This window comes from Mucilaginibacter sp. KACC 22773, from assembly GCF_028736215.1.
Taxonomy (GTDB): Bacteria; Bacteroidota; Bacteroidia; order Sphingobacteriales; family Sphingobacteriaceae; genus Mucilaginibacter.
Map to the genome: position 1 here is coordinate 1,337,768 of NZ_CP117883.1, position 25,201 is coordinate 1,362,968.

General features: G+C 40.6%; 28 protein-coding genes. 16 read left to right on the forward strand and 12 right to left on the reverse strand.

Annotated features, from left to right (window positions below; genetic code table 11):
* The first annotated feature begins 147 nt into the window (after positions 1-147).
* Together PQ469_RS05905 and PQ469_RS05910 are read left to right on the forward strand one after the other, a co-directional pair.
* Complete coding sequence (locus tag PQ469_RS05905) at positions 148-555, forward strand: helix-turn-helix transcriptional regulator (RefSeq protein WP_274212098.1); 408 nt, start codon at positions 148-150, stop codon at positions 553-555.
* A gap of 155 nt (positions 556-710) precedes the next feature.
* Complete coding sequence (locus tag PQ469_RS05910) at positions 711-1,085, forward strand: hypothetical protein (protein WP_274212099.1); 375 nt, start codon at positions 711-713, stop codon at positions 1,083-1,085.
* Positions 1,086-1,174: 89 nt separating this feature from the next.
* Here the strand turns inward: PQ469_RS05910 and PQ469_RS05915 are convergent, their stop codons facing one another.
* The 3 genes from PQ469_RS05915 to PQ469_RS05925 are packed head-to-tail and all read right to left on the reverse strand — an operon-like array spanning position 1,175 to position 2,204.
* Positions 1,175-1,558, reverse strand: coding sequence for a helix-turn-helix domain-containing protein (locus tag PQ469_RS05915; RefSeq protein ID WP_274212100.1), 384 nt, complete (start codon positions 1,556-1,558; stop codon positions 1,175-1,177).
* 26 nt (positions 1,559-1,584) lie between these two features.
* Positions 1,585-1,878, reverse strand: a complete 294-nt coding sequence (locus tag PQ469_RS05920) for a HigA family addiction module antitoxin (RefSeq protein ID WP_274212101.1) — start codon at positions 1,876-1,878, stop codon at positions 1,585-1,587.
* Between the two features lie 8 nt (positions 1,879-1,886).
* Positions 1,887-2,204 (reverse strand): type II toxin-antitoxin system RelE/ParE family toxin, encoded by a 318-nt coding sequence (locus PQ469_RS05925; protein WP_274212102.1) that lies wholly within the window; start codon positions 2,202-2,204, stop codon positions 1,887-1,889.
* Between the two features lie 128 nt (positions 2,205-2,332).
* On the opposite strand from PQ469_RS05925, the gene PQ469_RS05930 reads away from it, so the two are divergent.
* Positions 2,333-2,611 (forward strand): helix-turn-helix domain-containing protein, encoded by a 279-nt coding sequence (locus PQ469_RS05930; RefSeq protein WP_274212103.1) that lies wholly within the window; start codon positions 2,333-2,335, stop codon positions 2,609-2,611.
* 4 nt (positions 2,612-2,615) lie between these two features.
* The gene (locus tag PQ469_RS05935) at positions 2,616-2,921 is read left to right on the forward strand and encodes a helix-turn-helix domain-containing protein (RefSeq protein WP_274212104.1); all 306 of its coding nucleotides are present in this window, start codon (positions 2,616-2,618) and stop codon (positions 2,919-2,921) included.
* Positions 2,922-3,256: 335 nt separating this feature from the next.
* On the opposite strand, the gene PQ469_RS05940 is transcribed toward PQ469_RS05935, so the two are convergent.
* From PQ469_RS05940 to PQ469_RS05975, 8 genes are all read right to left on the reverse strand, one after another.
* Positions 3,257-3,694: a hypothetical protein gene (locus PQ469_RS05940; RefSeq protein ID WP_274212105.1), complete on the reverse strand. Its 438-nt coding sequence runs from the start codon at positions 3,692-3,694 to the stop codon at positions 3,257-3,259.
* Between the two features lie 162 nt (positions 3,695-3,856).
* Positions 3,857-4,537 carry a hypothetical protein gene (locus tag PQ469_RS05945; RefSeq protein WP_274212106.1) on the reverse strand — a complete coding sequence of 227 codons (681 nt, stop codon included), beginning with the start codon at positions 4,535-4,537 and terminating at the stop codon, positions 3,857-3,859.
* Positions 4,538-4,559: 22 nt separating this feature from the next.
* The gene (locus tag PQ469_RS05950) at positions 4,560-7,736 is read right to left on the reverse strand and encodes a hypothetical protein (RefSeq protein WP_274212107.1); all 3,177 of its coding nucleotides are present in this window, start codon (positions 7,734-7,736) and stop codon (positions 4,560-4,562) included.
* 21 nt (positions 7,737-7,757) lie between these two features.
* Entirely contained in the window at positions 7,758-9,896 is a 2,139-nt protein-coding gene (locus PQ469_RS05955; protein ID WP_274212108.1) for a hypothetical protein, read from the reverse strand.
* 24 nt (positions 9,897-9,920) lie between these two features.
* Positions 9,921-10,370, reverse strand: coding sequence for a hypothetical protein (locus tag PQ469_RS05960; protein WP_274212109.1), 450 nt, complete (start codon positions 10,368-10,370; stop codon positions 9,921-9,923).
* 3 nt (positions 10,371-10,373) lie between these two features.
* Positions 10,374-10,589, reverse strand: coding sequence for a hypothetical protein (locus tag PQ469_RS05965; RefSeq protein WP_274212110.1), 216 nt, complete (start codon positions 10,587-10,589; stop codon positions 10,374-10,376).
* Positions 10,582-10,995, reverse strand: a complete 414-nt coding sequence (locus PQ469_RS05970) for a hypothetical protein (protein ID WP_274212111.1) — start codon at positions 10,993-10,995, stop codon at positions 10,582-10,584. The genes PQ469_RS05965 and PQ469_RS05970 overlap by 8 nt, the downstream gene beginning before the upstream one ends.
* On the reverse strand, positions 10,992-11,165 hold the full coding sequence (locus PQ469_RS05975; protein ID WP_274212112.1) for a DUF5681 domain-containing protein: 174 nt from the start codon (positions 11,163-11,165) through the stop codon (positions 10,992-10,994). The genes PQ469_RS05970 and PQ469_RS05975 overlap by 4 nt, the downstream gene beginning before the upstream one ends.
* 2,026 nt (positions 11,166-13,191) lie before the next feature.
* Between PQ469_RS05975 and PQ469_RS05980 the strand changes: the two genes are divergently transcribed.
* From PQ469_RS05980 to PQ469_RS06030, 11 genes are all read left to right on the forward strand, one after another.
* A complete protein-coding gene (locus PQ469_RS05980) occupies positions 13,192-13,389 on the forward strand; it encodes a hypothetical protein (protein WP_274212113.1) in 198 nt (65 codons plus the stop codon).
* A complete protein-coding gene (locus tag PQ469_RS05985) occupies positions 13,386-13,655 on the forward strand; it encodes an excisionase family DNA-binding protein (RefSeq protein WP_274212114.1) in 270 nt (89 codons plus the stop codon). Before PQ469_RS05980 ends, PQ469_RS05985 begins: the two co-directional genes overlap by 4 nt.
* A gap of 75 nt (positions 13,656-13,730) precedes the next feature.
* Entirely contained in the window at positions 13,731-14,081 is a 351-nt protein-coding gene (locus PQ469_RS05990; protein ID WP_274212115.1) for a hypothetical protein, read from the forward strand.
* Between the two features lie 7 nt (positions 14,082-14,088).
* On the forward strand, positions 14,089-14,850 hold the full coding sequence (locus PQ469_RS05995; RefSeq protein ID WP_274212116.1) for a conserved phage C-terminal domain-containing protein: 762 nt from the start codon (positions 14,089-14,091) through the stop codon (positions 14,848-14,850).
* Positions 14,851-14,906: 56 nt separating this feature from the next.
* Positions 14,907-16,751 carry a bifunctional DNA primase/helicase gene (locus PQ469_RS06000; RefSeq protein ID WP_274212117.1) on the forward strand — a complete coding sequence of 615 codons (1,845 nt, stop codon included), beginning with the start codon at positions 14,907-14,909 and terminating at the stop codon, positions 16,749-16,751.
* Positions 16,752-16,763: 12 nt separating this feature from the next.
* Complete coding sequence (locus PQ469_RS06005; RefSeq protein ID WP_274212118.1) at positions 16,764-17,810, forward strand: DUF6965 family protein; 1,047 nt, start codon at positions 16,764-16,766, stop codon at positions 17,808-17,810.
* Complete coding sequence (locus PQ469_RS06010) at positions 17,779-18,192, forward strand: hypothetical protein (RefSeq protein WP_274212119.1); 414 nt, start codon at positions 17,779-17,781, stop codon at positions 18,190-18,192. The genes PQ469_RS06005 and PQ469_RS06010 overlap by 32 nt, the downstream gene beginning before the upstream one ends.
* 21 nt (positions 18,193-18,213) lie before the next feature.
* Positions 18,214-18,600 (forward strand): hypothetical protein, encoded by a 387-nt coding sequence (locus tag PQ469_RS06015; protein ID WP_274212120.1) that lies wholly within the window; start codon positions 18,214-18,216, stop codon positions 18,598-18,600.
* A 3-nt stretch (positions 18,601-18,603) separates the two neighbouring features.
* Positions 18,604-19,017: a hypothetical protein gene (locus PQ469_RS06020; RefSeq protein WP_274212121.1), complete on the forward strand. Its 414-nt coding sequence runs from the start codon at positions 18,604-18,606 to the stop codon at positions 19,015-19,017.
* A 128-nt stretch (positions 19,018-19,145) separates the two neighbouring features.
* Entirely contained in the window at positions 19,146-19,319 is a 174-nt protein-coding gene (locus PQ469_RS06025) for a thioredoxin domain-containing protein (protein WP_274212122.1), read from the forward strand.
* Between the two features lie 50 nt (positions 19,320-19,369).
* Positions 19,370-19,516, forward strand: a complete 147-nt coding sequence (locus PQ469_RS06030; protein WP_274212123.1) for a hypothetical protein — start codon at positions 19,370-19,372, stop codon at positions 19,514-19,516.
* A gap of 62 nt (positions 19,517-19,578) precedes the next feature.
* On the opposite strand, the gene PQ469_RS06035 is transcribed toward PQ469_RS06030, so the two are convergent.
* Positions 19,579-20,907, reverse strand: coding sequence for a site-specific integrase (locus PQ469_RS06035; RefSeq protein ID WP_274212124.1), 1,329 nt, complete (start codon positions 20,905-20,907; stop codon positions 19,579-19,581).
* A 351-nt stretch (positions 20,908-21,258) separates the two neighbouring features.
* Here PQ469_RS06035 and PQ469_RS06040 point away from each other — a divergent pair, with 351 nt between their 5' ends.
* On the forward strand, positions 21,259-24,939 hold the full coding sequence (locus tag PQ469_RS06040; protein ID WP_274212125.1) for an ABC transporter permease: 3,681 nt from the start codon (positions 21,259-21,261) through the stop codon (positions 24,937-24,939).
* Positions 24,940-25,201: the final 262 nt, after the last annotated feature.

Here is a 25,201-nt window from a genome sequence, read left to right on the forward strand (position 1 = left end):
GACAAAGGTAGTGAATAAGGATTTTATTTTTTAGCGCGGTCGTTAAAATAGGTTATGTCCAGATCGAAGTGTTTAGGCTGTTAAATAATATTTTTGTTTCTTTTTATTTCCTATTGTTTCTTTTTGTGGAATTATTTACATTTGACCATGGAAACAAAAGTAGCAGATTTAACCGTAAGCGAGTTACGGACCATTATAAGGGATGAAGTAACTTTGTCAATGCAATCAACCGGATTTAACGTAAGTGTCCAGGATTTAGATACACGTGGGCAAAACAGGCCATTGCCGGCCGAAAATGAATTTGTAGATATAAATACAGCGGTCGAGGTATTGGGGCTGTCAAAATCCACAATTTATAAAATGGTTGGTGCCAATAAAATACCATACAGTAAACAAGGTCCTAAAAAACTGCTTTTTAAAAGGGCTGATTTGAAAAAATGGCTGAATGATAATATAGCTTTAGATAAAAATGGCACCGCTCCGGATGGATGGAACGAAAAGCTTCAGGGTCATTTTATCTATGAACAGCCGAGCAGCGGCAGGTTTATGTCTTAACTTGGCTTTTTATTAAAAATACTACCGGTCGTAACTGAATAAATATACCTTCTCAGGGTCACATTTGTTTTGCAACAGTTACGCCGGGTTATTCAAAATTAGCCGCTGGTGGATGGTTAGAAAATGTAAAGTAAATTATAAAGCAAAAACAGACTATGAGAGAATTATTAAATAGCTATATAGAAAAAACACAGATGCTGATTTTTTCAGATCAGGAAAATCAAAATAACAAGGTTTTTTTAAAAACTTTGAATAAGTTGGCTGCAATGCCGCGGGCAAACCTGATCGAGGTATCGGACCAGAAACTTACCGACGCTGTGCAGTTGATTTATAAGAACTTATCGACCAACCCGGACCATGTTGACAAAAACGAGGCTCTTAATAAGTTGTTTGGCGAAATGGTTGAGTATGTTATTTTATCCAATGAAGCAAGGGAATTGAAATTAAAGGATCCATCCTTCGATGACTCAAAATTCAGGCTTTATGACAACATTATAAGTGATATACCTGGTAATTTGAACATGAATTAATTTAGACCACGACATGGCGCCTGGGCTTGAATGAAACGGGTTTATTTCAAAAAGGATATTTTAATTAATAAAGTTTATAGTGGCTAAAGTTATTCTTTAACCCCATGCTTTAAAACATATACCTCACGTATCAGACCGTTTACTTTGCGTTCCAGTTCGTTTATCCTGCCTTCTTGTAATTCGATAGTATTTTTAAGGGAGATAACATCTGTTGGTCCGCTTGTTTTTTTACCTGTTTCAAATTTTGGCCCCTTACCGGTTGTGTAATATTCCAGGCTTACCCGGTATTTATCATGCAGGAATTTGATAAACGCCCCGCTGGGCTCCCTTACCCCATTCTCATACCTGAAGATGGTTGATTGTCCGCATTTGTATTCATTAGCCAATTCAACCTGGGTAAGGCCTAAGGCCTCCCTTATCGCTTTTACGCGCTTGCCCGATTCGGGCGATACTATTATTGTGTTGGTACCCATTAATTAGTTATAGTTTTCGGTGTTATTCAACACGCGTGCTCAAGCCTACGGGCAATTGTTAAATCATAGGCCGATTGAAGCCCCAGCCAATATTCAGCGCTGATATCCAATGCCTTTTCAATCTTAATGGCCATTTGCGCACTGATATGACGTTTACCTTTAAACAAATCGCTTAAATTACCAGGCTTCTGGCCTATGGCTTTGGCGAAATCTATTTTCTTCAACCCCCTTTCCTCAATTTCCTCTAAAAGTAATTCTCCAGGGTGGAAGGCTATCGGCGTTCTCAGCTGATTACCCTCTTTGTCAAATACGTTTCCCATGATATAAATTATTTTGAATAGTGATTACTAAGTTCTTCAATTGCAATTATTTCAACTCTGTTGTTAGCCCCGTCATTTTCAATTCTAAATATTAACCTGAAGCCATCAATAACCCTGATCGATAGTTTACCTTTTAAGTCTCCTTTGAGCTGCTCAAAATGTAGTGATTTTATTTTTCTTAACGAATTAGTGTCTAAAGATTGCTCTATTTGAAGTACCCTTTTGATAAACGCCCTTTCTATTAAGGGGCCAAATTTGGGTTTCCCCACGGTTTCGCCATTCTTATATAAGCTTTTCAAATAATCATCTTCAATAATGATTCGCATTGTTATTAATTTTATCAAAAGTAGATAAAATAATTAATTTATCAAAATTTGATAAATTAAGCTAAAATAAAATCGTTAGTCATTTGACAGGTATAAGTTTTTATAATCACTCACATCAACAATAAGCGATGGAAAAGATAATATTAGAACAATACGATCTGGCTGAACTAAAGGAAATCTTCAGGGAGTTAATCCGTGAGGAATTGGCCGCTGCTTTAGGTAACCAAAGCACACCCACTATTCGCCAGCCAGCAAATAAAAAGGAAGCTGCAGCTTACCTGGGTATCTCCGAATCAACCCTTAACACCATGATATCGGTTGGCACCATCCCGTATTTTAAGATCGGCCGGAAGGTGCGCTTTAAATGGCGTGACATCGAGGCTTATGTAAACTCTAAAGGCAATTAAGTTTATGCATCCACTCCAACAATGGGAGCAAGACTTCCTAACAGAGCTGATAGCAAGGCTCAGGCCGGTGATACGTGATGAGCTGGCATCCGTTATAGAAAACATTGGTGGCGCGACCTTAGACGAGCCTTTAAACATTCAAAAAGCCGCAGAATACTTAAATCTTCCAGTTTCAACCATGTATACCTTGGTGAATCAATCAAAGATACCAGTTTGCAAGCCGGGAAAGCGATTGTATTTCCTTAAGTCAGATTTAATAGCATGGGTGAGAAGCGGGCGCAAGATTACAGGTGGCGCAAAATTGCATTAATGTTCATGCTGCATTTTTGAGATGCTACAATGGATCAATATGTCTGTGTGATCAGGAGTTTAATAAATTGGGTTTTGGCGAAAGTGTTTAGTCGGCTGATAATTCAGCCAAGTGTTCTTTGATAATCTTAAATTCAGCTTTCTTTTGTCCATTTTCCTTATAGGATCCGATACTGCAGCGATAACATGAACATGGTTTTCCTGTTGTTCGGAAGCTGAATAAATTTACGGATGGCCCTGGTTTATACCCCCGATTTGTTATTCTCCTTTTAAATTTTAACATTTTTAGTTCGTGCCGACGTGCTTTGTCCATAATTTAAATGGTTCTTTATAATGTTATTTTGACAAATACTCAATGACTTTATTACCGTCTGTTAATTTTCCATTGCTGTAGTTTCTATAGTCGTAGAATAATACCATATTGTTGCCAGTAATACCGGTAACCTGCGAAACTTCCGTTTCTGCATCGTATGGCGTGCCCCCCTTCGTGAAAGAAGCGTATTTGATAGTTAGCTTATCGCCTGCAAATAAATAGGTAAAAGTTGTTCTATAATCCCTACCGGTTCCATCAGCGTTAAACTGAACATATTCCCCTGATGTATATTTATAGCCTTCCATAAACGAGGTGGCTCCATTTTTATACACCCAAACAGTATCCTTTATATAGCTCCAGCGGCCCACAATCGCAGAGCTTTGAGTTACCTTGGTATTCTCCTTTTTACATGCAATGAGGCCAATGGTAGCCAATAAAATAAAGAATAGAGTGCTTTTCATAAGTGATTGATTTAGGGGGGCAAAATATAAAATATCTGTCCAATTATTGCCTATCAAAAAAAAATAATCGCCCAGTCCTTCTAACCCGGGCGATTCCAACAAACAAATGAATGTCCAAAGTCGGAATTCCGACTTTGGACTTAATGAACAATTCGAAGTTATTTATGCTCGGGCAAGTCGTCCGGGCATTTTATTTTTATATAGCCTGATATTGTGCTTTACCTGATCCCAAAAGCCAGGTATACAGGCCTTGTTTAAATCCGGATAAACATTAAAAAAGTGTTTTCCAATGGCTATCGCATCATAAGCAGACAGCGCCCTGCATGCATCATTAAAAAATAGTTGGTTTTGCTTTACCTTTTTATGATGCTTTGAATAGATAAACCTGTCAACCACGGCGCTTATAACATCCAAATGGGGCCAAAAGTAATTTTCAAAATACTCCTCTCCGTAAAGGTCGATATAGGCATTTCTGTTGGCGGTTATCATATTTTGAACTTCAAGAAAATTACTTACCGGTATAATTTCCATGTTGTTAACAAGATTTATTTTCCAGTTTTTGCCCGCATAATAAAATTTAACCCTTGCCGGCAAGGTATAAAGCGTCATGGTCATTTGATACTCTAACGATTTATAGTAGTCATCCAACTCAGGCAAGCCCAAATGCAGGTCCGTCAATCCATAAAGATATTCGACCGGGTGCCCGCTGATGATTGACAACTTTTCTAATGGGGAATTATGCCCACTAAGGTCAATAAACTGTCCAAAAGTTATTTCTTTTGCGTTTGAGGGGAAATTAATTAATATCGGGCCATCGATGTGACTTAGTGTTATTTGGTTCATAATGTTATTTAAAGATACTTATTTAATGTATTGATCTGTCTTCAACCTTTGAGATAAGGCCCTGGGCGTGGTTTATGTCCTTTACATCGACTGCCAGACTAACCCCTGACATTGCATTTGATATATGGCCAGGTAAATTATTTAGGGTGCCTTCTATGCCGCTTAAATCGACGTTATTGTGAATACTGATACCGGCGGGCCTTAAGCCATTATCAGCTGTTGGTAAATACATATTATTAGAAAATACGCCGCCTGTTGCAAATGCTGATTGCCCGTTGCTTGATTTGGCAAAAGCACGGCCGCCGCCAGCTTCGTTTAAAGCTGAAAGCAATGGTGCATACATAGCAGTAGATTTTGCATTGATAACGGCCTCTCCGTGGCTCAACCTGGCATTTATTGAATCAGATGTACCGGTACCAGGACCGTTCAATATTGCCCCCTTGTTGTCTGATCGATATAAACCACCGGTGGCGTATGCTGCAGGCGGTTTTTGTGAGGCTATAATGGCCGTTTCTGCAATACCAGACGCAAGGGCGAAGGCCATATAAAAAGGGTTTGGAATGGCCTCGGTAACCCCGATAGCGGTATTAATTATAGCTTTAATAATTGCCATTTCCTGCTCTTGCTTGAATGCCTTTATTTTGGCCTGCTGTACCTTTTTTTGGTATTTGTCTTCAATTACCTGTTTTTGGGTAACTGTCAAAGAAGTATTTCGCAACTCGCTTGTATGCTGTTTATCAAGGGCGCTAAGCTTGCTTTGTAACGAATGTTGTATTGAATTGCTGATAATCTTTTCAGCGGCATTTTGTAACAACTGCTCGACCTGGATAGCTTCGCCCATAATCTCCTTATTGTACGCTTGGGTGATAGCCTTGCGTTTAGCCAGGTGCGAGGTATAGATTAGAAATTTTGCAGCCTCGGTTAGCCCCTCCTGATTTATTGCAATTGAAAATTCATCATCTTCCTGGGCAAGCAGGGCGTCCCTGTGTTTTTTAGCGTTTTCATGCTCACCACCTTTGCCGGTATCAATAACAGCCGCCTGGTCAATGGCTTTTATTTCAGCGTTAGCGGCATCCTGTTTAGCCTTTTTAATCGCATCCGCCGCCGCTTTATTGATTTGCAGGGCTTTTTTTCCGGCCAGGTCTTCCAGATTTTCGAGGTCTGACAGGTGTTTGCTTAAATCTTTTTTCTCCTGGCCGTGCGCTGCATCGCGGGCCGCTTTAAGCCTGCTAATATTAATGGCCAGATCTTCACGCTCCTTTTGGTTTGCATCTAATTGCGCTTCGTGGTGCTGGTTTATTTCTGCAATCTGGCGGGAAAGGGTGTCTTTATTATTGGCAATCTCAAGCGCCTTTAATTCGTTGTTTGATTTTTCAATCAGGTCGGCGGTCTTTTTGTTATTGTCTTCAATAAGCTGAAGCTTTGAAAGGCCCCTTTCGTCCTGTAGCTCTTTTATATTGCCGTGGGCGATACCAATAGCCTTATTGAAATTTGCTTTGGCCTCGGGGCTTTTAGACTTGTTCCTTAATTCCTCCTGTTTGGCTATAAAGGTGCGCTCTTTAAAAATCAGCTGGCGGTAATGCTCGTCATTGGCTGAAAGTTCATTTGCAAAGGAATTGGCCTGAAATTGCAGCATCCGGGCGGCGGATGCTTGCCGCTCGCTTAGCGCTTCATCATAGGCGCGTTTAGCTTCAGCCTTGTCGTGATCCGCTTGCTCCTTTAATCTTTGGGCTTTATCGACGGCGGCCTGTTGCTTCCTTTCCTGCCTGGCATCAAACGCATCTTTTTTGTTTTGCGCTACTTGTTCTTTTTGGTCCCTGAATGCTTGCGCCTGTATCTGGTCGTTTTGCGCTTTGATAATAGCCTTTAGCGCATCATCACCACCGTGTAAACCGTACTTTTTATCTAAAATAACAGCCTGTTCAATACCATTTTTACGCAGTAGCTCTATTTCCTGTTCACTGAATTTACGCCCGTTGACGGCCTGCTTGACCGCTAAATCATACTCTTTATCAGCATAATCCTTATTTACCTGGTATTTCTTTTGCAGCTTGTCTTCGATCTGCTTAAAATAGGATGCTTCCTGTTCGGCGGTGTTAGACTTGTTCCTTAATTTAAGCTGCAATAGCTGTATTTCAGCGTCAACCCTGGTGTTAGATACCGCCAACACATCGGCCGCCCTGGCAAGGTCTTGCAGGCCCTGAGTTAGGTTCTTTGCCTCTGTATAGGCTTTGCCCATATCACTAAACAACTCACTAAAACCAACACCTTTCCCGATATCAGACATAAAGGCCGTGAACGCACCACCAACACCGGCAAAGCCACGTTTTAACGATTCTGCATTTGGGGTTAGCTTTGCAAACCAGGCGGCAACACCAATGGCCACGGCGGCAACCGCAACAAAGGCAATGGCAACGCCGCTAACAACCCCGGCGAGGCCACCGATTGCCGGGGTTGCTTCGCCGGCTGCAGCTCCTACACCCTCAACCGCTACTGCTGTTTCTTCGGTGGCAACCGTGGCCGTTTTGGCCGCCGCTGCTGTACCTTCAAAGAAACCGCCTACCTGAGTACGGCCAGAATTGCCCACAAGGTTTGTTATTGATTTAGCAACACCACCAAACGCCGATTCGGTAACTTTCAAAACGGGACCTAAAAACCCGCCAATTTTAACCACTTGCCCCATTGCGCCGCCAACACCTTGCAGGCCCGGTACAGCGCCGCCTAATGATGACAGGGCATTTTTAAGGTTTGATTCAAGGTCCTTGAATAGTCTTGATGTGGAACCGATTTTTTCTTTCTGGTCCTTTAAGGTTTCATTGACCTTTTTCAGGTCGGCCTCCATCTGTTTGGTAGCCTGTGACGTTTCGCCCTCTGTTTGCTTAAGTTTTGAATACTCAGCCGTTAGGGTTGCCACCAGAGCTTTATTTTGATCCATTGACCCGGATTCGGCCTTTAGAGCCTTTGTCGCATTGTCAATTTCCTTATTGGTTTTCCTTAGTTCTTCAGCGGTTAACCTAATTTTTGACGCATGTTCAACATAAGCCTTTGAACCCTTCGTGTTTTCTACCTCGACCGCCTTAAGCCCGGCTTTAAGTTTATCCAGTTCAATGTTTAGATTTGCCGCGTCCTGTTTAAGGGTGTCGGTCTTCGCCGTAACTTCAAGTAATATTCTTTTTTGAAAATCTTCTGAATCTGCCATTTTTATAGGGGTATTAAATAATTATGCTAATGCAACCAACTCGATTTTACAGGGGTTGCCCGGGGACCATGAATCAACTTTGTTTAGGTAATAGTAACAGCTGTCTTGTTCCAAATAAATGGGTATAGTAAAATCAAGTCCTGAAATGTCGCGCGGGGTCAATAGCGCGTACCTGACAATCTTTTGGGTATTCTGCAATATCCTTTCGACCTCGGGGTAATACTTCGTCCTTATGCCCGGCTGGCCCTCCTTATCGCAAAACACGGGGTTAAATTCCCCGTCATGCTTCCAAAAGTAAGGGGTTGAAATAATGCCGTTAACCGATATGGTGTTTGTGCCGGGCTGATCCTGGTCACCGTCCGCGAAAACAACCGTCTTGCCGCCGATCTTGCGCAAATCAAGCTTCTGATCAATCAGGATGCGGGGCTTTGTGGTGATGCTAAAATCCGTTAGGCTTGAAGTAGTATCGATCTTTAGAATTTGTGCAATGGTGCCCCCGTAGTATGGCCTGTTGGGGCTTGGGCCGTATATTGAGGTGATTATATCGGTTTGAGGGTTTGACGGGTTGATAACATCGCTATCAATAATAATTTTGTCATCTGCAAAATACTTAGGCAATATCTCGCGGGGGATATCCGGGTCATCCTGAAATCTCATCCAGTTAATACGGCTGTACCCGGTACCCAAAACATAGGTGGCCTGAAATCCCTGATCTAAAATTTTAGATGTCCAGTTTAACGCTTTGGGAATGTTGGCGACAATATCGCGCATGCTAAAAAGGGCTATCGTTTTTTTAATGTTATCGGTTTGGCAGATGATCCCGAAGCGCTGCAGGGTGTCCTTTAGGAAATCTTTTTGGCTGATATCGGGCAGGATCCTTTCGCATTGAATAGGCTGGCTGTAAAGAACGTTTACGGTGTCGGTTTTAATCATTAGTGACGCACCGGCATAACAAATGAACGATTCGGGTCTCGAATCAAAAAATTCCCACGCTAAATTTATGCGGTCACCAGGTTGTAATTCTACCGTTCCGGATAGCGTCTTTTTTGCAAACACATAATCGCCAAACAGGTGCCCGCCGTCACCTTCTCGGTTGTTGAAATCAGTTAGGTCATATAGCTGTTCTGCAATATCAAGCTGATCGCCGGCTACTGAATGATATTTTACTTGCAGCTTGATATTTGACATAGGGCTTGATACCTTGCCCTTAAAGTAGAGCTTCGGGATCACTACAGTAACCACCGCCGACATTCTTTGCTTCGCTGTGAAGTATTGCCCGTTAAATTGGTGTGATGGATCGCTTTGGATATTGGCAAAAGAAAAAACCCCTTTGCCGTAGGTGTCTGAGATTGATGTATGAGATGCTGAAGTATTGGCGGCCATAATAGCATACATTCCCAAATTATCCGGGGCGTTCTGGTAATCGGCGCCATGTTCAAATGAATCGTTAGCAAATTGCACAATCATTTTATTGTACATCGGGTCACGTATCAATGTTGATCGTTCGGTGTCTACTGTGTAGCCGGTTGATTCAATAAGTAAATCAATGGCGCTATGTAAGAAAAAGCCCGGCCGGCATTGCCTCACGTTTATCCACTTGCTAAAATCTGCCAGATCAACGTGACCATAATCAACAACGGGCCATATCCACCCCTCGGTTTTCTCTTGTGAGTTTGCAACGTGTGATAGGTCAAAAATGCAATTATCAGGATGCAGCGGGGTTTCCGGGTACGGCATGCTGTATTGATCCCAAACCAATGATTTACCGTAATCAGTCCAAACGCTCGAGCTATCGCCCATGTCGTAAATGTTGCCGCCGATTGATTCAAAAAAATCGGTGTTGCCTGATAAGATTATGAAATCAAAGCCGTCATTATTCGAGGCTTGAAGCTCTCCGAAACCCGCGGGCAATACTTCGATACCGTTTACAATTAATTTTACACTGTAGCGCCTGTAAGGTGCCCTGCTCTTTAATTGGATAACCTGGGGAAACCCTAATATTGCTTTATTGTTCTGTGAGTACGGGAGTTTGAACTGCTTAGAAAAGCTGCCGTTCTGATTTTGAACGTCTGCCAGGTTGTTTACCTGCCAACTAAATTGCAGCGGTTCGTCTGGCAGGTCTGCCAGCTGGTCATCGATATAAAGCTGTAAATTTTGCATCTGTAATTTTGTGCTTACGAACTACTATAAATTACCCTTAGTTGCCGCCTCTGCCGCTTCCCGCTTTTTCCTCATATAGGCGCTTTCAACCGGTGCGGCTGCTTTTGGCTGTTTATTTGTCGTGGCCATAAGGGATGCAGTATTAGGTTTAACAGGCTTGTCGTCGACCGGGACCACATTATTAACATTGCTATTTTCATTAGCTAATTCAAAATTTTTCGCGGGCGGCTGGCTTTTCGCGGCGGCGGTACCTTCGGTATTATCCGCGGCATTTTCAAAATCACTTCCCGTTATTTGGTCCAAATCTTCGTCTAAGCTGCTGTCATCTTCGCCGGGATCTTCTCCTGTAAAAACAATTCCGTGCTCGGGGTGGTGTTGTGAATGCTGGCTTATTTTAGGGAGTAGCCAATTTGTTTCCTCTCTTGTTAATTCCAATCCCCTTTTTTTAAGGTCTGATAGTGTTAATCTTTTCATTTTTTAATTATTAATTACTTGCCTTAGTACTTCAGGTCTGCAAGAATCCTTTACTGTATGCGCACGCACGTGTATAATGATGTTAGAAAAACCTTCGTCGAGGTTGATTTCCAATAGCTCCTCTTTTAACGTATAAATTTCAACACCCAAAAAACGCTTGGTTATTTTAAGGTAATAAGTACCGTCTTCGTGAATAACATTTATAGTACTCTTAAGCATTGTAATTGCATTTTTTTCCATCCAGTTCAGGGACCAACGCGTGCGTGTAGTGATGTGGTAAAAATCTTTGTGGTGATTTATCGGCGCTTTTGATAAACTCCATTTCCCGGGGATCATAAAGCATTTTTAGGGAGATATTAAACACCCCATTTACTATATAAAGATTCTCGAAAACGTCAGCCTGGACCATGGCGTACAGTCGCTGTTTAACCTGGTCCGCTGATAGTCCAACTGATTTAGCTATGATATTTAGGTCGATTTGTAAATCTGTATTTTGATGCGTCCGATTTGCCCTTAATAAGTCCTGATATATTTCGAAATCAACTGTTTTCGGGGTTAATCCGTGCTTTTCAGCCGCTTTTTTAAAGCCATTAAGTTGATATTCAAAATTTAATATCTGCCTCATGCCTTAGCTAATTTATTTTGAAATGAATTTATAGCGTTTTTTAAGACCTCGGGTGATATCGTGTCAATGGATTCGCCTATCAGTATAACGCTGATCTGATTTTTAGGCTTATTCTTTGTTCCTGGCGGCCTGCCATTAGGGTTGCCGCTTTGACCTGCTTTAAATGCCATTGTTTTTCTTGATTATGATTGTTTTTAACAAAGATAGAAATATTCCGCAATAGTCAATGAGAAATATTTTCGATTTGCCCATAGTAGGTAAATACATGTCAGGTTTTGTCAGGTTCCCAAAATGACAGTAATGCCATTATCAGGGCTTTACAAAAAACGCATATAAGGTTTTATAAGGTTTTCAACTGATCGCATATTAAGTTTTATTAAGTCGGCGATGATCGCAGGTGAGGTTTTGTGAGGTTCGACATTATGTCGAGGGTGAAGTTTTGTGAAGTTTTGTTATATCCGAAAATCGGATAGATGTTAAGTTTTGTTATATCCAGGGCTTAACGCAGGTAAGGTTTAGTAAGGTTTTACACAGAACAAAGACCCGAAGTGAGAAAAAGCCACTTGGGATAGTGCTAAATTTCATAAGGATTGCAGGCATATGGGAGATTTTCTCCCATATCTGATTAAACAATATTTATAATGGCCATTTGTAAAGGCAGATTTCTGCTTTTGGAGCCAAAGGTTAGTTTTTTTTATTTTTATGTGTCAGTAAAAATGACAGATGTCAACTTTTGTCAACTTTTAGCTATAATCCCCTTTTTATAGGAGTCAGATTAGTCAGGTTTTAGCTATAAATAACCCTCAGGGGGTTGTCTGATTTGTCGGATTTTCGGACATTTCGCTCTTTTTAAGGGGTTACCTTGGTCACTTTTTAAGCTCAGGGGGTTGTCGGATTCGTTGGATTTTACCAAATTATTGCAAGGTTTCGCACTTTTGAGCCTTTTTAAGGGGGTGTTTTGCCTAAATTACGCTCATGGGGTTGTCAGATTTGTCAGATTATGTTATTCTGGCCTTTTTTATAGGAGTAAGAAAAGTAAGATTTTATATACTATTTTAACATTTTATAGATGCAGAGGGGGGGGTATGATTTGTATGATTTTGCTTTACAGCCTGGTTAAAAGTTATAAAAAACGGTCCTGCCGGTGTCCGCTATTCGGATACCGGCCTTTTTTATAGTAGTCGGAAAGGTCGGATTTTGCAGCCTTTTAGGGACTGTTAGTTTTGTAAGGTAAATATCAGCCGGGGGATTCCCCGCCAGCGCATGGGGACTGTTTGGTTTGTTCGCTCCTCAATTTTGAGGAGCGAGATTGCGACGGCTGATTTTGAAGCTGTCCAAAACACTTTTTGATGAAGTTATCAAGAAATGTTACCATGGTTAACCAGCGGATAATTTAGCCCGTTTGGTGGTCCAATTTTGGATTGAGCGCTGGCCACCTATGGGGAAATCCCACAGCTCAATTTTGAGCCATCGCCTAAGTTGCTGTCTATCAGTATCAACGCAAAATTGCGTTCAATGAATTCAAATACCTGCTCCACAATTTTATGGAATGTGGCGGCTTAAAATTTAGCTGCGAAATTTAGAGGTCAACACAATGTTGAACGTCTCCTTAATTTTCAGGAGACCGATAGGCGGAAAATCGACTTCGTTGATCTATAGGCAGTTAATAATTTGTTAGACTTCCTCAATTTTAAGGGGACCAAATAAAACTATACGTCAAAAATGACACAAAGTAACGTCCTGAAAATTAAGTGGGTTATTATCCCCAAAATGAAGGAGAATAGTGTTTGGCTGGCCACGTAAAAATAATGACGCTTTTAACTCATTGGTTTTCAACTTTTCCACCAAAAGGTGGAAATCTTTTAAGCCGGGCAATTGCTTAACAGCTGACTAACCCGAAGTTAGTCAGCTATTAAGCAGTATAAGCTTTGTATAACAAAGCGCTTTGAAATTAACAGTTGTACTATTCTGTTTATTAGCTTTAAATTACTTAATGATCGAATAAAAGGCAGACAGTGACACTGAATGTTTACCGGCAACAGCAATAGCCGTCAACAATTAAAAAGCCTTGTTTATGCCCGGTCCTTTTTGGGGATACAAAAGACTTGGCAACAAAAGTTTTAAAAAAAATTTATCCCTCATTGACTATTGTGGAATATATTTTTATATCTTTGTTAAAAGTATAAACATAGCTTCATGGGAATAGAAGAAATCAAAATAAAGCTTATTTGGGCTGATTTTGCAATGGCAGGTCGTTTGGTCGGGGTTTCCAGTGCAAACGCAAGAAACGCCTTTATGAGGGAAGGAAGCCCACACCATCAAAGGGTTTTAAAGGCACTCACCATGGTAATAGAAAATAGGGAAAAATTATTAAGCCAAACAGTCACAGCATGAAAATGATATTAGCAACTGAAGCGGAAATTGTTGGCTACTTTGAGCAGGCAGTTAAAAACGTTTTCGGGCAAATCACACCATTTAGCAGCCTTCCGGCCATTAAGCAGCCAGCGAAAAAAAAGGAGGCAGCTGCATATTTGGGCATTTCGCTATCTAAGTTAAACGAACTACTTCGGTTAAACGAACTACCAAGTTTTAATATTGGCCGAAGTGTACGGATCAACTGGACCGACCTGGAAGCGTTCGTCAATAAAAAATCCAACTAACCAAATTTTATAAAAAAGAAAAAACCAGTGCGGTTGGAAACATACTGGCTTTTTCAAATACTTTATTGGAGAGCGATGGCAAATTTAAATAATTTAAAGGAGAAACAACTATTGTTTTCTCAAAAAGAGATTGATTTATCAACTGCATTACAGACACATACCCGCGCTGTTGATGCAATTGGAAAAATCACCAGGGTATTAACCGAGCTTCATACCATTTCTGACGAAAACCAGTATACATTTCCGCAGGATATCCAAATCTATAACAGCAATGTTATGGCATACGTAGAACAGTTAAATATACTTGTGGCTGACTATAACAAGTTAACTTTGAATCTTCGGTCTATGCCAATATTGCTGCCTGTAGAGCTTCGCACCGGTATGCTCAGAATATCGGAAACTCCTAATCTTTTTAACGCATTATAAACTCTTTATGAGTAAAGAAACTTTTTACTTCTCACATGATTACGGAGCGCGTAACGATCCGAAACTTATCAAAGTATTGCGGGTGTTAGGCCAAGCTGGAAAGGGAGTTTTCTGGGACCTAATCGAATTACTATATGAGCAAGGTGGTAAATTAGAAATGGTTGAAATTGATAATTATGCGTTCGCATTGCGGGCGGATGCCGAATGCATAAACAAGCTTATAACAGACTTTGACCTTTTTAAAAATGACGGCACTTTTTTTTGGTCAGAAAGCGTAAATAGAAGATTGAACGCACGCGCTGAAAAGTCTAAAAAGGCCGCCGCAAGTGCTAATAAAAGATGGGATAAAGGGCAGGAAGATGCGAACGCATCAAATGAAGATGCGTTCGCATTGCAAACGGATAGCGATGGCAATGCTATAAAGGATAATATAGTAAAGGATATTACAGTAAAGGATATTACAGTAAAGGATAAAAACAATAATAATGATTTGGCCACAGATGTTATCCTTTATTTGAATCTGAAAGCCTCCAAGGCTTACTTACCTACAACGCCAAAAACCTTGCAACTAATTAGCGCAAGAGCAAAAGAGGGCTTTTCCATTGAGGATTTTAAAAAGGTCATCGACGTAAAAACAAACGAATGGCTAAATGATGCCGACCAAAATAAATTTTTGCGTCCTGAAACACTTTTTGGGACCAAATTCGAAGGTTATTTAAATCAGGTGCCCGCTAACCAGGTGAAAAAAACAGGGAGGATGGTATATTGAGCGAGATAAAACAACTTTTAGAAGCCCTGGGAATTGACATAAAAGGGATAAAAATAATGGGCAAAAAAACGTGCCCCAAATGTTCGGCGAGCCGAAAAAAGAAAAACGAACCTTGTTTAAATGTAAATGTCATAGATGGTACCTACAAATGCCATAATTGCGGTTGGAAAGGCAGGGTGTTTGAAAAGCCGATATATGAAAAAAAGGCTTACATAAAACCTGTTTTCAATAACAGAACCGAATTATCAAAAAAGGCAGTTGACTGGTTCGCCACCCGCTGCGTAAGCCAGCAAACTCTCATCGATTTTAAAGTAACCGAAGGGCCTGAATGGATGCCGCAAGTATTCAGTGAGATATTTGATAAGTTGGTTAAACAAGGAAAAAGCGAAGATGCTGCGAGGGCCGAAGCCAACCAGGGGGCCAAGGTCAATACAATTCAATTTAATTATTTCAGGAACGGCGATCTTATAAACGTAAAATATAGGGACGCAAAAAAGAATTTTAAGCTTGCTAAAAACGCGGAGCTAATTTTTTATAACCTGGACGCCGTAAAGGATAGTAAAGAGTGTTTGATTTGCGAGGGTGAACCAGATGCTTTGTCATGGTATGAAGCCGGTTACAAATATGTTTTAAGCGTACCCAACGGCGCAAGCCCAAACCAGAAACTTGAATACTTTGACAACTGTATCGAATATTTTGACAACAAAACGAAGATTTACATTTCAAATGATGACGACATCCCCGGCCGGGCCCTGCGCGATGAACTGGCCCGGCGTCTCGGTATTGAGCGTTGCTTAAAAATCGACCTTGAAGGGCTTAAAGATGCTAATGACTACTTAAAAGCGCATGGTCCCGAAAAACTTTTTTCCAGGATCAGCGAAGCAAAAGAGTTTGAAATTACCGGCGTTTTTACCGTTGATGACCTGCGCACCGACATATTAGACATTTATTACAATGGCTTGCCGGACGGCGACCGCACCGGAGACGAACAACTGGACGAACACCTGCGTTTTATGCCGGGTGAAATGACGATGGTTACCGGTGTACCATCACACGGAAAATCAATCTACCTGGAGCAGCTTAGTTTAATGCTATGCATAAATGCGGGTTGGTCCTTTGCGGCATTTTCGCCGGAAACATACCCAAAAACGATGTTCTTAATGAGGCTGATTAAAAAAGTATTCGGCCGGCCGGCTATACCGAAAAACATAACCGAGCCTGATTTACACAGGATATTGGATTATCTAAACTCCGTTTTTTACATCATTTCACCGGACGAAGAAAATTTTTTACTTGACACCATACTTGAAAAGGCCAAACAGCTTGTATTACGCAAAGGCATTAAGGGGCTTATAATCGACCCCTGGAATAGAATTGAATCGGGCATACCAAACGGCTACAATGAAGGTAAATACACTATTGAGCAGCTTATCAAGATTACAAAATTCGCTCAATCCTGCGGGGTACATGTGTTTTTGGTAGCCCATCCAACTAAGATGCAAAAAGATGCGGGCGGCATAAATTACCAGGTGCCCAACCTTTATAGCATTTCGGGCTCTGCTCATTTTTTTAATTTAACACAAAACGGACTTACTGTTTTTAGGAATGACGAAACTGGTTATACTGAAATATATATCCAAAAAGTAAAGTGGGAGCATTTGGGTAAAAAGGGAATGTTTGAGCTGCGTTTTTGCCCTGAGAATACCAGGCTGTTGCCGAAACTAACCAAGCAAAGCGAAATTTCAGCCGGGCACGGCTCCGATGATTTTAAATGCTGGCTGCCTGGTATAGGTGAAACGCCAAACGAGAAAAAAAATCAAAACGAATTATTTTTTAGCCAGCGTCAGATTGAAGATCAATCTGAATTGACAGCTACAGAGCGAGACAAACCCCCTTTTTAAAATATTTTTACTATGCCTGAATTAATAGAAGTGCCAACTAAAGACATTTTTCAGCCAAGTTATATTGGCGGCGACCTGATGGAAAAAACGTTGGGTTTCTATGAACAAAATAATTTCGCAAGATATTTTTTGAAGCTTTTCGATGAAAATACAATGCTGCAGGTGTTTGCCGCTTACAATGTTGGCACATCTGTACACTGGCCGGGCGCTTCTATATTTTGGCAAATAGATACTTCATCGCGGATCAGAACTGGTAAAATAATGCTTTTCGATCCGATAACCGGTAAATATATTTCAGAGCATACGGAGTTTGTACATAAAAAATTAAAAACGGTAAATTTCAACTTAAAGCAGTGCTTTTTTGGTGAACACCTGCTTACGGGCAACAATAAAAATGTTGCAATAGTTGACAACGAAAAATCCGCGCTGGTAGCAACCGTTTATATGCCTGAGTTTATTTGGCTGGCCATCGGGGATTTCGAAAACCTTTCGATATCGAATTACAGGATCCTTAAAGGCCGAAATGTTATTTTATGCCCAGCTGTCAACCATTATGATAAATGCCTATCGGTAGCCGCTGCCCTAAAAGACACGGGTAATTTTACTGTTTCGGAATTGTTGGAGCGGTGCGCCTCTGACCAGGAACGGCAACATGGCCACGATCTCGCCGATTACCTTGTTAAATTCTCCCTGGTTGAGTTTAACAAAAAAGACAGGGTTACTATCAAGACGAATACCGAAGTCATCCCTATCAGTCGGAAAAGCCCCCCTATCGGAAATATAAACCGTGGTCCGTTCAGGCCATGGGGGATAACAGAGGTCGAAACGTTTTTTAAAACAGCCGACTTGCCGCCCAGTGTTATAATGAATAGGGCTATTAAAGTTATCGATGTAAGGCTAATGGTAGGCAGTCACCTGGAAATAATAAACTCCAATGACGGTAATCCGGCTTACCTCCCATATTTAGACAGGCTAATTGACCTGATGACGATTTTAAAAAACAAACAACTTAAAACAAACAAAAATAATGATCAAAAGCGCAGCAGAAAGAATAATTGAATTAGCATATGAGATCGATATCGACATGGAAGAGTTAGCTAAAATTCTGGTAAATGGCCATTTTATTACAATTGAAGGTTCTCAGATAGTGCCGACCCCTATGGGATACCTCAACGGAATCTTTGATAGTACGGGCGCTACATCAGTCATGCAAATTATTGAAGACACAGAAACCCACACCACGGGAATAGGCTACTTCCAGGGTAATTTAATGAAGTTCAAAAAGGATAAAAAAACAGACGAAATTTCTATGTGTGCAGAGGGTGTTGCTAAGGCTCTTGGTTTTAAAGACACACACGAAATGTTGAGTAACGATCAGGTACTCGACAAATTAAATCAATATAAAAAAGCTACCGGCGAATGGCCGTTAAAAAAAAATTAAAACCAATTTTAAAATCAAAAAATGAGTAAAGCAATAAGAAAAAAAATAGAAGACGAGTTTACACACTACAATATCAGGTTGATTAATGGCGGGCCAGCAATGGCCGGCCGACCTGTAAACCCTTTTGATGAAGGGCACCCCAGGCATTTTGAATTTGAACACTTCGCGCAAAAAAATGATTTGTATTGTTCGACTGATTGCGTGCCTGGATTAATCGAAAAGGATTTACTGATAAAAACGAAATTCGATTTTTACCCGGAAGGCGGGAAATGGGACGTTAGCAGCCCGTTTTTATACGTAGAGCTGTATAAAGAAGAAGAAACCGACGAAGAAGGCGAAATTGAATGGTATTATTTTGTTTACGATCTTAATGAAAGGCCCCCAGTAAGATTAAAAGTAGTTAGCTAAAATATGAGAGCATCACAAAGCACACTTAAAAAATTGGGTATCGAAACGCAACACAATCCTGAAGAGTTTATTAAAAATTTCATTGATTACATTCCTAAAAGGCTGGACGTTGCGGTATACATGGAAAACCAGGGCGAAATACAAAGCCTTTGTTGTCATCTGGATTTTATTGATTTTCATTTTAGGCGATACGTTGCCGACCGAAAGAAAACACTTCACCGTGTATTTTTTGAGGTTAGGGAGTATTTACAAAAAGGGTACCCCGGTGAATCAATTAACGAATTAATTAAGGACATCAGGGATATTGCCCTTGAATGTGAGTTTTATGAGTTGATCCCGCGGCTTGATAAATCAACAAAAAAAATCGAAAAATTAATTGAAATATACCGGCTGTATTCCTATAACACCTATTTATAAATCAATTTGTTAGAAACTAAATTAGGTAGGTTTTCCGCCGCCATAAAAAAGGGATAGGTCGAAGTTTTCCGAGTCCATAAAAAGAATGGTGCCGGGGTTTTCTTACACTATAAAAAAGAGTTAAAATTATGGCAAAATCAAAACACGTGATTATTGGAGGGCACACACCTAAGTATCTTAAAAAGGTAGCTAAGGCCGTACAAAAAGAACAGGGAGTAGTTTATAGGGATGCGTTAGATATCGTTGCCAAACAGGCTGATTTTTCATCATGGAACAACTTTATAAGTTACCGAAAACGTTAATATTACCATACCAGCATTTCGGACCACCTCACACTAAAAAAACTTAAATCATGGCCATATCAAGGAAATGGAAATTTACTTTGGATCACAAGCTTTACCACGCCATACACCACGGTGGCCGCCATGCAGCGACCAGGAAAATACTTAAAAAAATTTATTCGCAAATTACCATGCAAACATTTAGGACCGACTTATAAGACACTATGCGGCCAAAAACAATAATTCGTGAGTTTTTAGGTATCCAAAAGTTTAACCAAACCTAAACCGCTTTCATCTCTTTTCGCGCCCACATTTCTTTCATGATAATAGCTTTTTCACGTGATGTGACCTTGATGTAATTCAAAAATGATTTTTCGGTTGTATGTCCAGTAATACCCATGATTATTATACTTGGTATTCCTGCCTTAAACATGTTGGAGGCGAAGGCCCGCCTCGCTGTGTGCGTAGTGATCAGATCCTTTAAGGGCACGGTAAGAATTATCTTTTTGCCGGCCTTTGATTTTTCGAGGCTGACCAATTGTTTAAACCCGGCTTTCTCTCCCACTTCTTTGACGTATTCATTTAATTTTACATTTGAGATTGGCGGCGGGAGGCTGTTTACTGTTTTGCCTTTATACCTGGCCATTATTTCGAATATCGTTTTATGAATTGGTATCGAAACCAGTTCGCCGGTCTTTTGTGTTTTGATTTCTATAAAATCCCCCTGTATGTTTTCTGGCTTTATATTGTTAAAGTCACTGAATCGCAGCCCGGTCCAGCATCCAACCAAAAACAGGTCCCTGACCCTTTCAAGTTTGGTATTTTCGGATAAATCAAGTTCGGCAAGTTCTACCAGTTGGCCCTCATCCAGATAAACGTTTTCCACATCAACCTGAATTTTTAAAAACCTTTTATTGTTATGCTCTTCATTGGTATGAAGCTTTTCTTCTTTAGCTTCATTCATGGCGGTTTTTATGAATTTTACGACCGCGCCAAAATAATTATCTGAAAGTTTTTCTATCTCATAGCAATATTCTTTTAAATCCAGGTACATCGCCATTGTTACATCTTCAAAGACTAAAGATTTTTTATTATTGTAAGTGGCAAACCGTTTTAAAACCCCATACGCGCTACTATAAGGTTTGTGGCTATCTTCTGCATACCCGGAGCCGTCTGGTTTAACCCGTGCACCGGATTTGGTATCTTCGATCATTTTTTCAATATAATCGAACAGGGTAATTTTGCTTACCTCTTTCTTTTTCTCGGGCCTTTTTCCGTTTCCGGTGATATATTCCTTGCACCGCTGTCTGAAATCTTCGGGAGCGGGGAACCCGGCCGCCTCGGCGCACGTTTCGTCAAAGGCCTTAATAATCCAAACTTCTATTTTACCCAGGGTTTCAATGGCGCTTGTCAACTCTACCGTTTTAGGCTTGTTGAGTATTTTGATCTTAGGCTTTTTCTCTTCATCCCAATATTTCGGCCTTATTTTAACGCCGGTAGATATAGCAACGGTTTTATTGTTATACACAAACCAAACCCTGATCGCTGTTTCAACATCTTCTGTTTTTTGCTCTAACCTGAAGCTGTAATTATGCCTTAACCTGCCCATGTGCTTTTATTTACATCAAATATACTAATCTGTAAGGATTTTGTAAGGATAAAAAACACTTTAAAATACATTAAAGCATATTGGCAATTCAAAATCGACGTTTTGTGATTAAATAATCATAGAAATATATCGGGATATAAAAGGTTATGATCCCAGCGGGATCACTTTTTTAGGCAAGTTGTCAACTAAGTTGACAACTTTTTTTATGACTTCGCACATAACAAACCGGTATACCTGAGCATCAAGAAATGTTTCGAATCACACCGAATTTAGGTGTTTTACTAAGGTGATCTTTGAATTTGTACCAGGATTTTCTTAGGTTTGGGATGGGGGCACAGCACCTAAACTCAATTGACACCACTTACATTCCATATTACTTTTTACGATATCGTGTTCTTCGCTGCTGCAATTATCAGCTTAACACTATCGCTATTTTTATGGATCGCCCCTAAAGAGAACCGCTCTGCTAATCGTTTGCTGGCTATCCTAATGATCATTGCTGCCTTGTGGATGTTCAAGATTTTATCGGCCGATATCGGTCTGACAAAATATAATCCATTATTGAACCGTCTGCCATTACGGTTTTCAATGGGATTCGGTCCCTTGATTTACTTTTACGTACGTCAAATAATTCAGCCGAAGGATATCTTCCGTCGCAAAGACCTGCTACACTTCATACCTGCGCTGCTTGAAATAAGCTTTCAGTTATTTAATTCAATACAAAATATAACTACAGGCAACACTATTTATGACAAATCTAATCCCGTATTGCAGTTATCCGCATTCCTGTCGGTCGCTATTTATTTATATTTTTCCTATACACAGATTGACAATTTTTACCGAAGCAAAAAATTCCACGGGAGCGACCGTTACAGGAACGAGTTGCTTTGGTTAGATCGCTTGCTTGCCGGCCTGGGCATGTTGTGGTTATTATGGATACCGTTTACAGCTATAGACTATTTTTATTACCATTATGAATTAAGCGTACAACATTATTATCCCTTGTACCTTCTTTTAATATCCATGATCATTTGGATAGCGGCAAAAAGCCATATAAAAACAGAATATGTTGAACGGCCCCATATGATCTTAAAACCATTATTACCGGCAGATCTGAAGCAAAAAGGATCCTGGTTAAAAATGGAAGTAAAGGAAAAAGGGCACTACCGGGATGCGGAATTAAGCCTGAGCTCTCTTGCTGAAAAACTTGGACTTACTACCCATGAGTTGTCCCGGATTATTAATACAGTTTTCAAAAAAAGCTTCAACGATTTTATCAATGAATACCGGGTTCGCGAAGTTGCGCTCAAAATGCAGGACCCGTCCTATAATCATATCACGCTGCTTGGTCTTGCGTATGAATCTGGCTTTAATTCACAAAGCAGCTTTCATCGTATTTTTAAGCAATTTACAGGCAAAACCCCTTTAGAATATAAAAGTCACCTTCAAAAAGTTCTCCCATCTTATAACTTGAGAGGTTTTACCCAAACTATGCCGCTAATATTGAGCCATGTAAACCCTCCGGGGTGGACGCATGAAAAATTAACCGGTAGTCGTATGTTTAAAACTTATTTTAAAATTGCATTCCGCGGATTTTGGAGGCATAAACTATTTACACTGATAAATATTATCGGTTTATCCATCGGTATAAGCGCTTTCCTGGTCATTTACCTTGTTGTACACTACGATTTTACCTTTGATAAATTCCACAAGGACAGCGACCGGATTTACCGCGTTGTGATGAACATATCATCTCAGGGACATAAAATCTATTCGAGTGGCGGACCCGGCCCGCTGGCTGAGGCGATTAAAAGCCAGGCCACCGGAATAGAGGAAATTACGCCTATATACACGTTGTCACCACATTTTGTCTATATCGACAAAGACAAAAAGGCACAAAAGCGGTTTAAAGACCCGGACAGGATAACTCTTGCCGATCAGCAATATTTTAAAATTTTTAATTATGTATGGCTTGCCGGCTCATCGCAACACGCGCTTGATGCACCCGACCAGGTAGTATTAACATCCCAACAAGCCAGGCTTTACTTCCCGTCTTTATCATACCATGAAATGATTGGCAAAGTAGTTACCTATGATACCCTTAAGACAACCGTTAGCGGCGTAGTTGAAACGTTTACCGAGAATAGCGACTTTACCTTTCATGATTTTATTTCCTTTAGTACCGCCACAACTAATAAACGGTTAGCTGACGATCTGCATATAAATAATTGGGGCAGAATATCTTCGGCATCAGAGGTTTTTGTAAAGCTGGCGCCTCGCACCGTGGCATCCGGGCTTGTAAAACAGATCACTACCATTTTCAGAAAAAATAATCTGCCGCGTGCCGAACAAAAAATGCCTGCGCCCATTGTAGACCTGGCCTTGCAGCCCTTAGATGATATTCACTTCAATCCCGACTATAATATTTTTTATTTCTCATCGCCGGCCAGCAAAACAACTCTTTACGGATTATTGACTTCCGGTATCTTTTTGTTGTTGCTGGCATGTATCAATTATGTGAATTTAACTACCGCCCATGCCGCACAAAGGGCAAAAGAAATTGGGATCCGCAAAACTTTGGGTAGCAGCCGGATGCAATTAGTAGTTCAGTTTTTAAGCGAAACATTTTTTATAACATTCTTCGCGGTTTGCATATCGATATTGCTTGCGCCAGTTATTTTAAAAATGTTTGCCGATGTTATATCCCCGGATATTCATGCCAATATGCTAAGGCCGGATGTCATAATCTTCCTGTTGATTTTAACTATTGTGATAAGTATTTTGTCGGGTTTTTATCCAGCAATTGTGTTATCGGGCTACAAGCCCGCATCGGTGCTAAAAAACCAGGTGCAGGGCAATAGTAATAAAACGCGAAATGCGTGGCTGCGTAAGTCGCTTACGGTTTCGCAGTTTGTTGTAGCCCAATTTTTTATAATGGCTACCATTTTGGTAAGTCAGCAAATTTATTACGCCTTACATAAAAACCTCGGGTTTAAAAAGGATGCCATCCTGCTTATTAATACGCCCTGGCAAACCAGTAAGGCCAGCACCAACCAGGTACTGCTGAACGAATTCAGGCTAATGCCCCAGGTTGCCCTTGTGGGTTTAGGTAATGACCCGCCTTCGGCTGATGCATTTAACAGGACGCGCATTACTTATAACGATGGAAAAAAACAAATTACAACAGAAGAAATAATAATTAAGTCTGGCGATGAGAACTACATTAAAATATATCAGCTAAAATTACTTGCCGGCAGAAACATAACCGAAGCCGACACCGGGAAAGCCATCATCATTAACAATACTTACGCTAAATTATTAGGGTTTACTAACCCTCATGAAGCTATCGGGAAGCAGTTGAATTGGTTTGGTGGCCGAAATATTAATATTATTGGCGTAGTTGCCGATTTTAATCAGCGGTCGCTGCATTCCGCCATTTATCCATTAATCATAACATCGGGCAGTCCAATCCCCCGGCCAATGATGACGTTACATGTTAGCCTGAAACCTGAAACCGCAGGCGGCAACGAATGGAAAACCGCAATTACAAATATGGGAAAGGCCTGGAAGAAGGCTTATCCCGACGATGATTTCGATTGCCATTTTTATGATGACACGATAGCCAGATTTTACGACCAGGAACAACACACATCAACCCTGCTCACCTGGGCAACAAGTGTATCGATATTGATTAGCTGCCTCGGGCTGTTAGGGCTTGCCATTTACACCACCAATCAACGAACAAAGGAAATTGGCATACGCAAAGTATTTGGCGCAAGCGTTGCTCAAATAGTAACCCTACTATCAACCGAACTGATATCGCTTATTTTACTGGCTTTTATCATCGTAACGCCGATTGCATGGTACGCCGTAAATAAATGGATGGAAAGCTTTGCCGACCACGTAGCTATTAGCTGGTGGGTATTTGTTATCAGCGGCGTAGGGATGCTGCTAACAGGATTATTTACCTTAAGTTTCCGAACAATTAGGGCTGGTATGGCCAACCCGGTGAAGAGTTTGCGAAATGAATAAATTTATATTGCCAGCATTAATTAACATATTATTTGAAACCAAATTAGTTCTATATCACTCTTTATGAGCTTACGTTCTTTGCTGCGATGTTCATCAAGGCCAGAAGTCTAAATCCGCAAATAAGCATAAATCAGATGGGAAATAGTTCGAAATTTGTAAAGTAGGGATCACCTGATGGGACAACTGAGAAGAAAATCGGTTGCCCCATTTTTTTTGCATTGTAATTTCCTGCTAATCAGCTGAATTGCTTTAGTTTCCTTTC

What these genes read in the sequence shown, in the direction of transcription:
- PQ469_RS05905 (WP_274212098.1), top strand. Translation starts at nt 148, where the DNA reads ATGGAAACAAAAGTAGCAGATTTAACCGTAAGCGAGTTACGGACCATT.
- PQ469_RS05910 (WP_274212099.1), top strand. Translation starts at nt 711, where the DNA reads ATGAGAGAATTATTAAATAGCTATATAGAAAAAACACAGATGCTGATT.
- PQ469_RS05915 (WP_274212100.1), bottom strand. Translation starts at nt 1,558, where the DNA reads ATGGGTACCAACACAATAATAGTATCGCCCGAATCGGGCAAGCGCGTA.
- PQ469_RS05920 (WP_274212101.1), bottom strand. Translation starts at nt 1,878, where the DNA reads ATGGGAAACGTATTTGACAAAGAGGGTAATCAGCTGAGAACGCCGATA.
- PQ469_RS05925 (WP_274212102.1), bottom strand. Translation starts at nt 2,204, where the DNA reads ATGCGAATCATTATTGAAGATGATTATTTGAAAAGCTTATATAAGAAT.
- PQ469_RS05930 (WP_274212103.1), top strand. Translation starts at nt 2,333, where the DNA reads ATGGAAAAGATAATATTAGAACAATACGATCTGGCTGAACTAAAGGAA.
- PQ469_RS05935 (WP_274212104.1), top strand. Translation starts at nt 2,616, where the DNA reads ATGCATCCACTCCAACAATGGGAGCAAGACTTCCTAACAGAGCTGATA.
- PQ469_RS05940 (WP_274212105.1), bottom strand. Translation starts at nt 3,694, where the DNA reads ATGAAAAGCACTCTATTCTTTATTTTATTGGCTACCATTGGCCTCATT.
- PQ469_RS05945 (WP_274212106.1), bottom strand. Translation starts at nt 4,537, where the DNA reads ATGAACCAAATAACACTAAGTCACATCGATGGCCCGATATTAATTAAT.
- PQ469_RS05950 (WP_274212107.1), bottom strand. Translation starts at nt 7,736, where the DNA reads ATGGCAGATTCAGAAGATTTTCAAAAAAGAATATTACTTGAAGTTACG.
- PQ469_RS05955 (WP_274212108.1), bottom strand. Translation starts at nt 9,896, where the DNA reads ATGCAAAATTTACAGCTTTATATCGATGACCAGCTGGCAGACCTGCCA.
- PQ469_RS05960 (WP_274212109.1), bottom strand. Translation starts at nt 10,370, where the DNA reads ATGAAAAGATTAACACTATCAGACCTTAAAAAAAGGGGATTGGAATTA.
- PQ469_RS05965 (WP_274212110.1), bottom strand. Translation starts at nt 10,589, where the DNA reads ATGCTTAAGAGTACTATAAATGTTATTCACGAAGACGGTACTTATTAC.
- PQ469_RS05970 (WP_274212111.1), bottom strand. Translation starts at nt 10,995, where the DNA reads ATGAGGCAGATATTAAATTTTGAATATCAACTTAATGGCTTTAAAAAA.
- PQ469_RS05975 (WP_274212112.1), bottom strand. Translation starts at nt 11,165, where the DNA reads ATGGCATTTAAAGCAGGTCAAAGCGGCAACCCTAATGGCAGGCCGCCA.
- PQ469_RS05980 (WP_274212113.1), top strand. Translation starts at nt 13,192, where the DNA reads ATGGGAATAGAAGAAATCAAAATAAAGCTTATTTGGGCTGATTTTGCA.
- PQ469_RS05985 (WP_274212114.1), top strand. Translation starts at nt 13,386, where the DNA reads ATGAAAATGATATTAGCAACTGAAGCGGAAATTGTTGGCTACTTTGAG.
- PQ469_RS05990 (WP_274212115.1), top strand. Translation starts at nt 13,731, where the DNA reads ATGGCAAATTTAAATAATTTAAAGGAGAAACAACTATTGTTTTCTCAA.
- PQ469_RS05995 (WP_274212116.1), top strand. Translation starts at nt 14,089, where the DNA reads ATGAGTAAAGAAACTTTTTACTTCTCACATGATTACGGAGCGCGTAAC.
- PQ469_RS06000 (WP_274212117.1), top strand. Translation starts at nt 14,907, where the DNA reads ATGGGCAAAAAAACGTGCCCCAAATGTTCGGCGAGCCGAAAAAAGAAA.
- PQ469_RS06005 (WP_274212118.1), top strand. Translation starts at nt 16,764, where the DNA reads ATGCCTGAATTAATAGAAGTGCCAACTAAAGACATTTTTCAGCCAAGT.
- PQ469_RS06010 (WP_274212119.1), top strand. Translation starts at nt 17,779, where the DNA reads ATGATCAAAAGCGCAGCAGAAAGAATAATTGAATTAGCATATGAGATC.
- PQ469_RS06015 (WP_274212120.1), top strand. Translation starts at nt 18,214, where the DNA reads ATGAGTAAAGCAATAAGAAAAAAAATAGAAGACGAGTTTACACACTAC.
- PQ469_RS06020 (WP_274212121.1), top strand. Translation starts at nt 18,604, where the DNA reads ATGAGAGCATCACAAAGCACACTTAAAAAATTGGGTATCGAAACGCAA.
- PQ469_RS06025 (WP_274212122.1), top strand. Translation starts at nt 19,146, where the DNA reads ATGGCAAAATCAAAACACGTGATTATTGGAGGGCACACACCTAAGTAT.
- PQ469_RS06030 (WP_274212123.1), top strand. Translation starts at nt 19,370, where the DNA reads ATGGCCATATCAAGGAAATGGAAATTTACTTTGGATCACAAGCTTTAC.
- PQ469_RS06035 (WP_274212124.1), bottom strand. Translation starts at nt 20,907, where the DNA reads ATGGGCAGGTTAAGGCATAATTACAGCTTCAGGTTAGAGCAAAAAACA.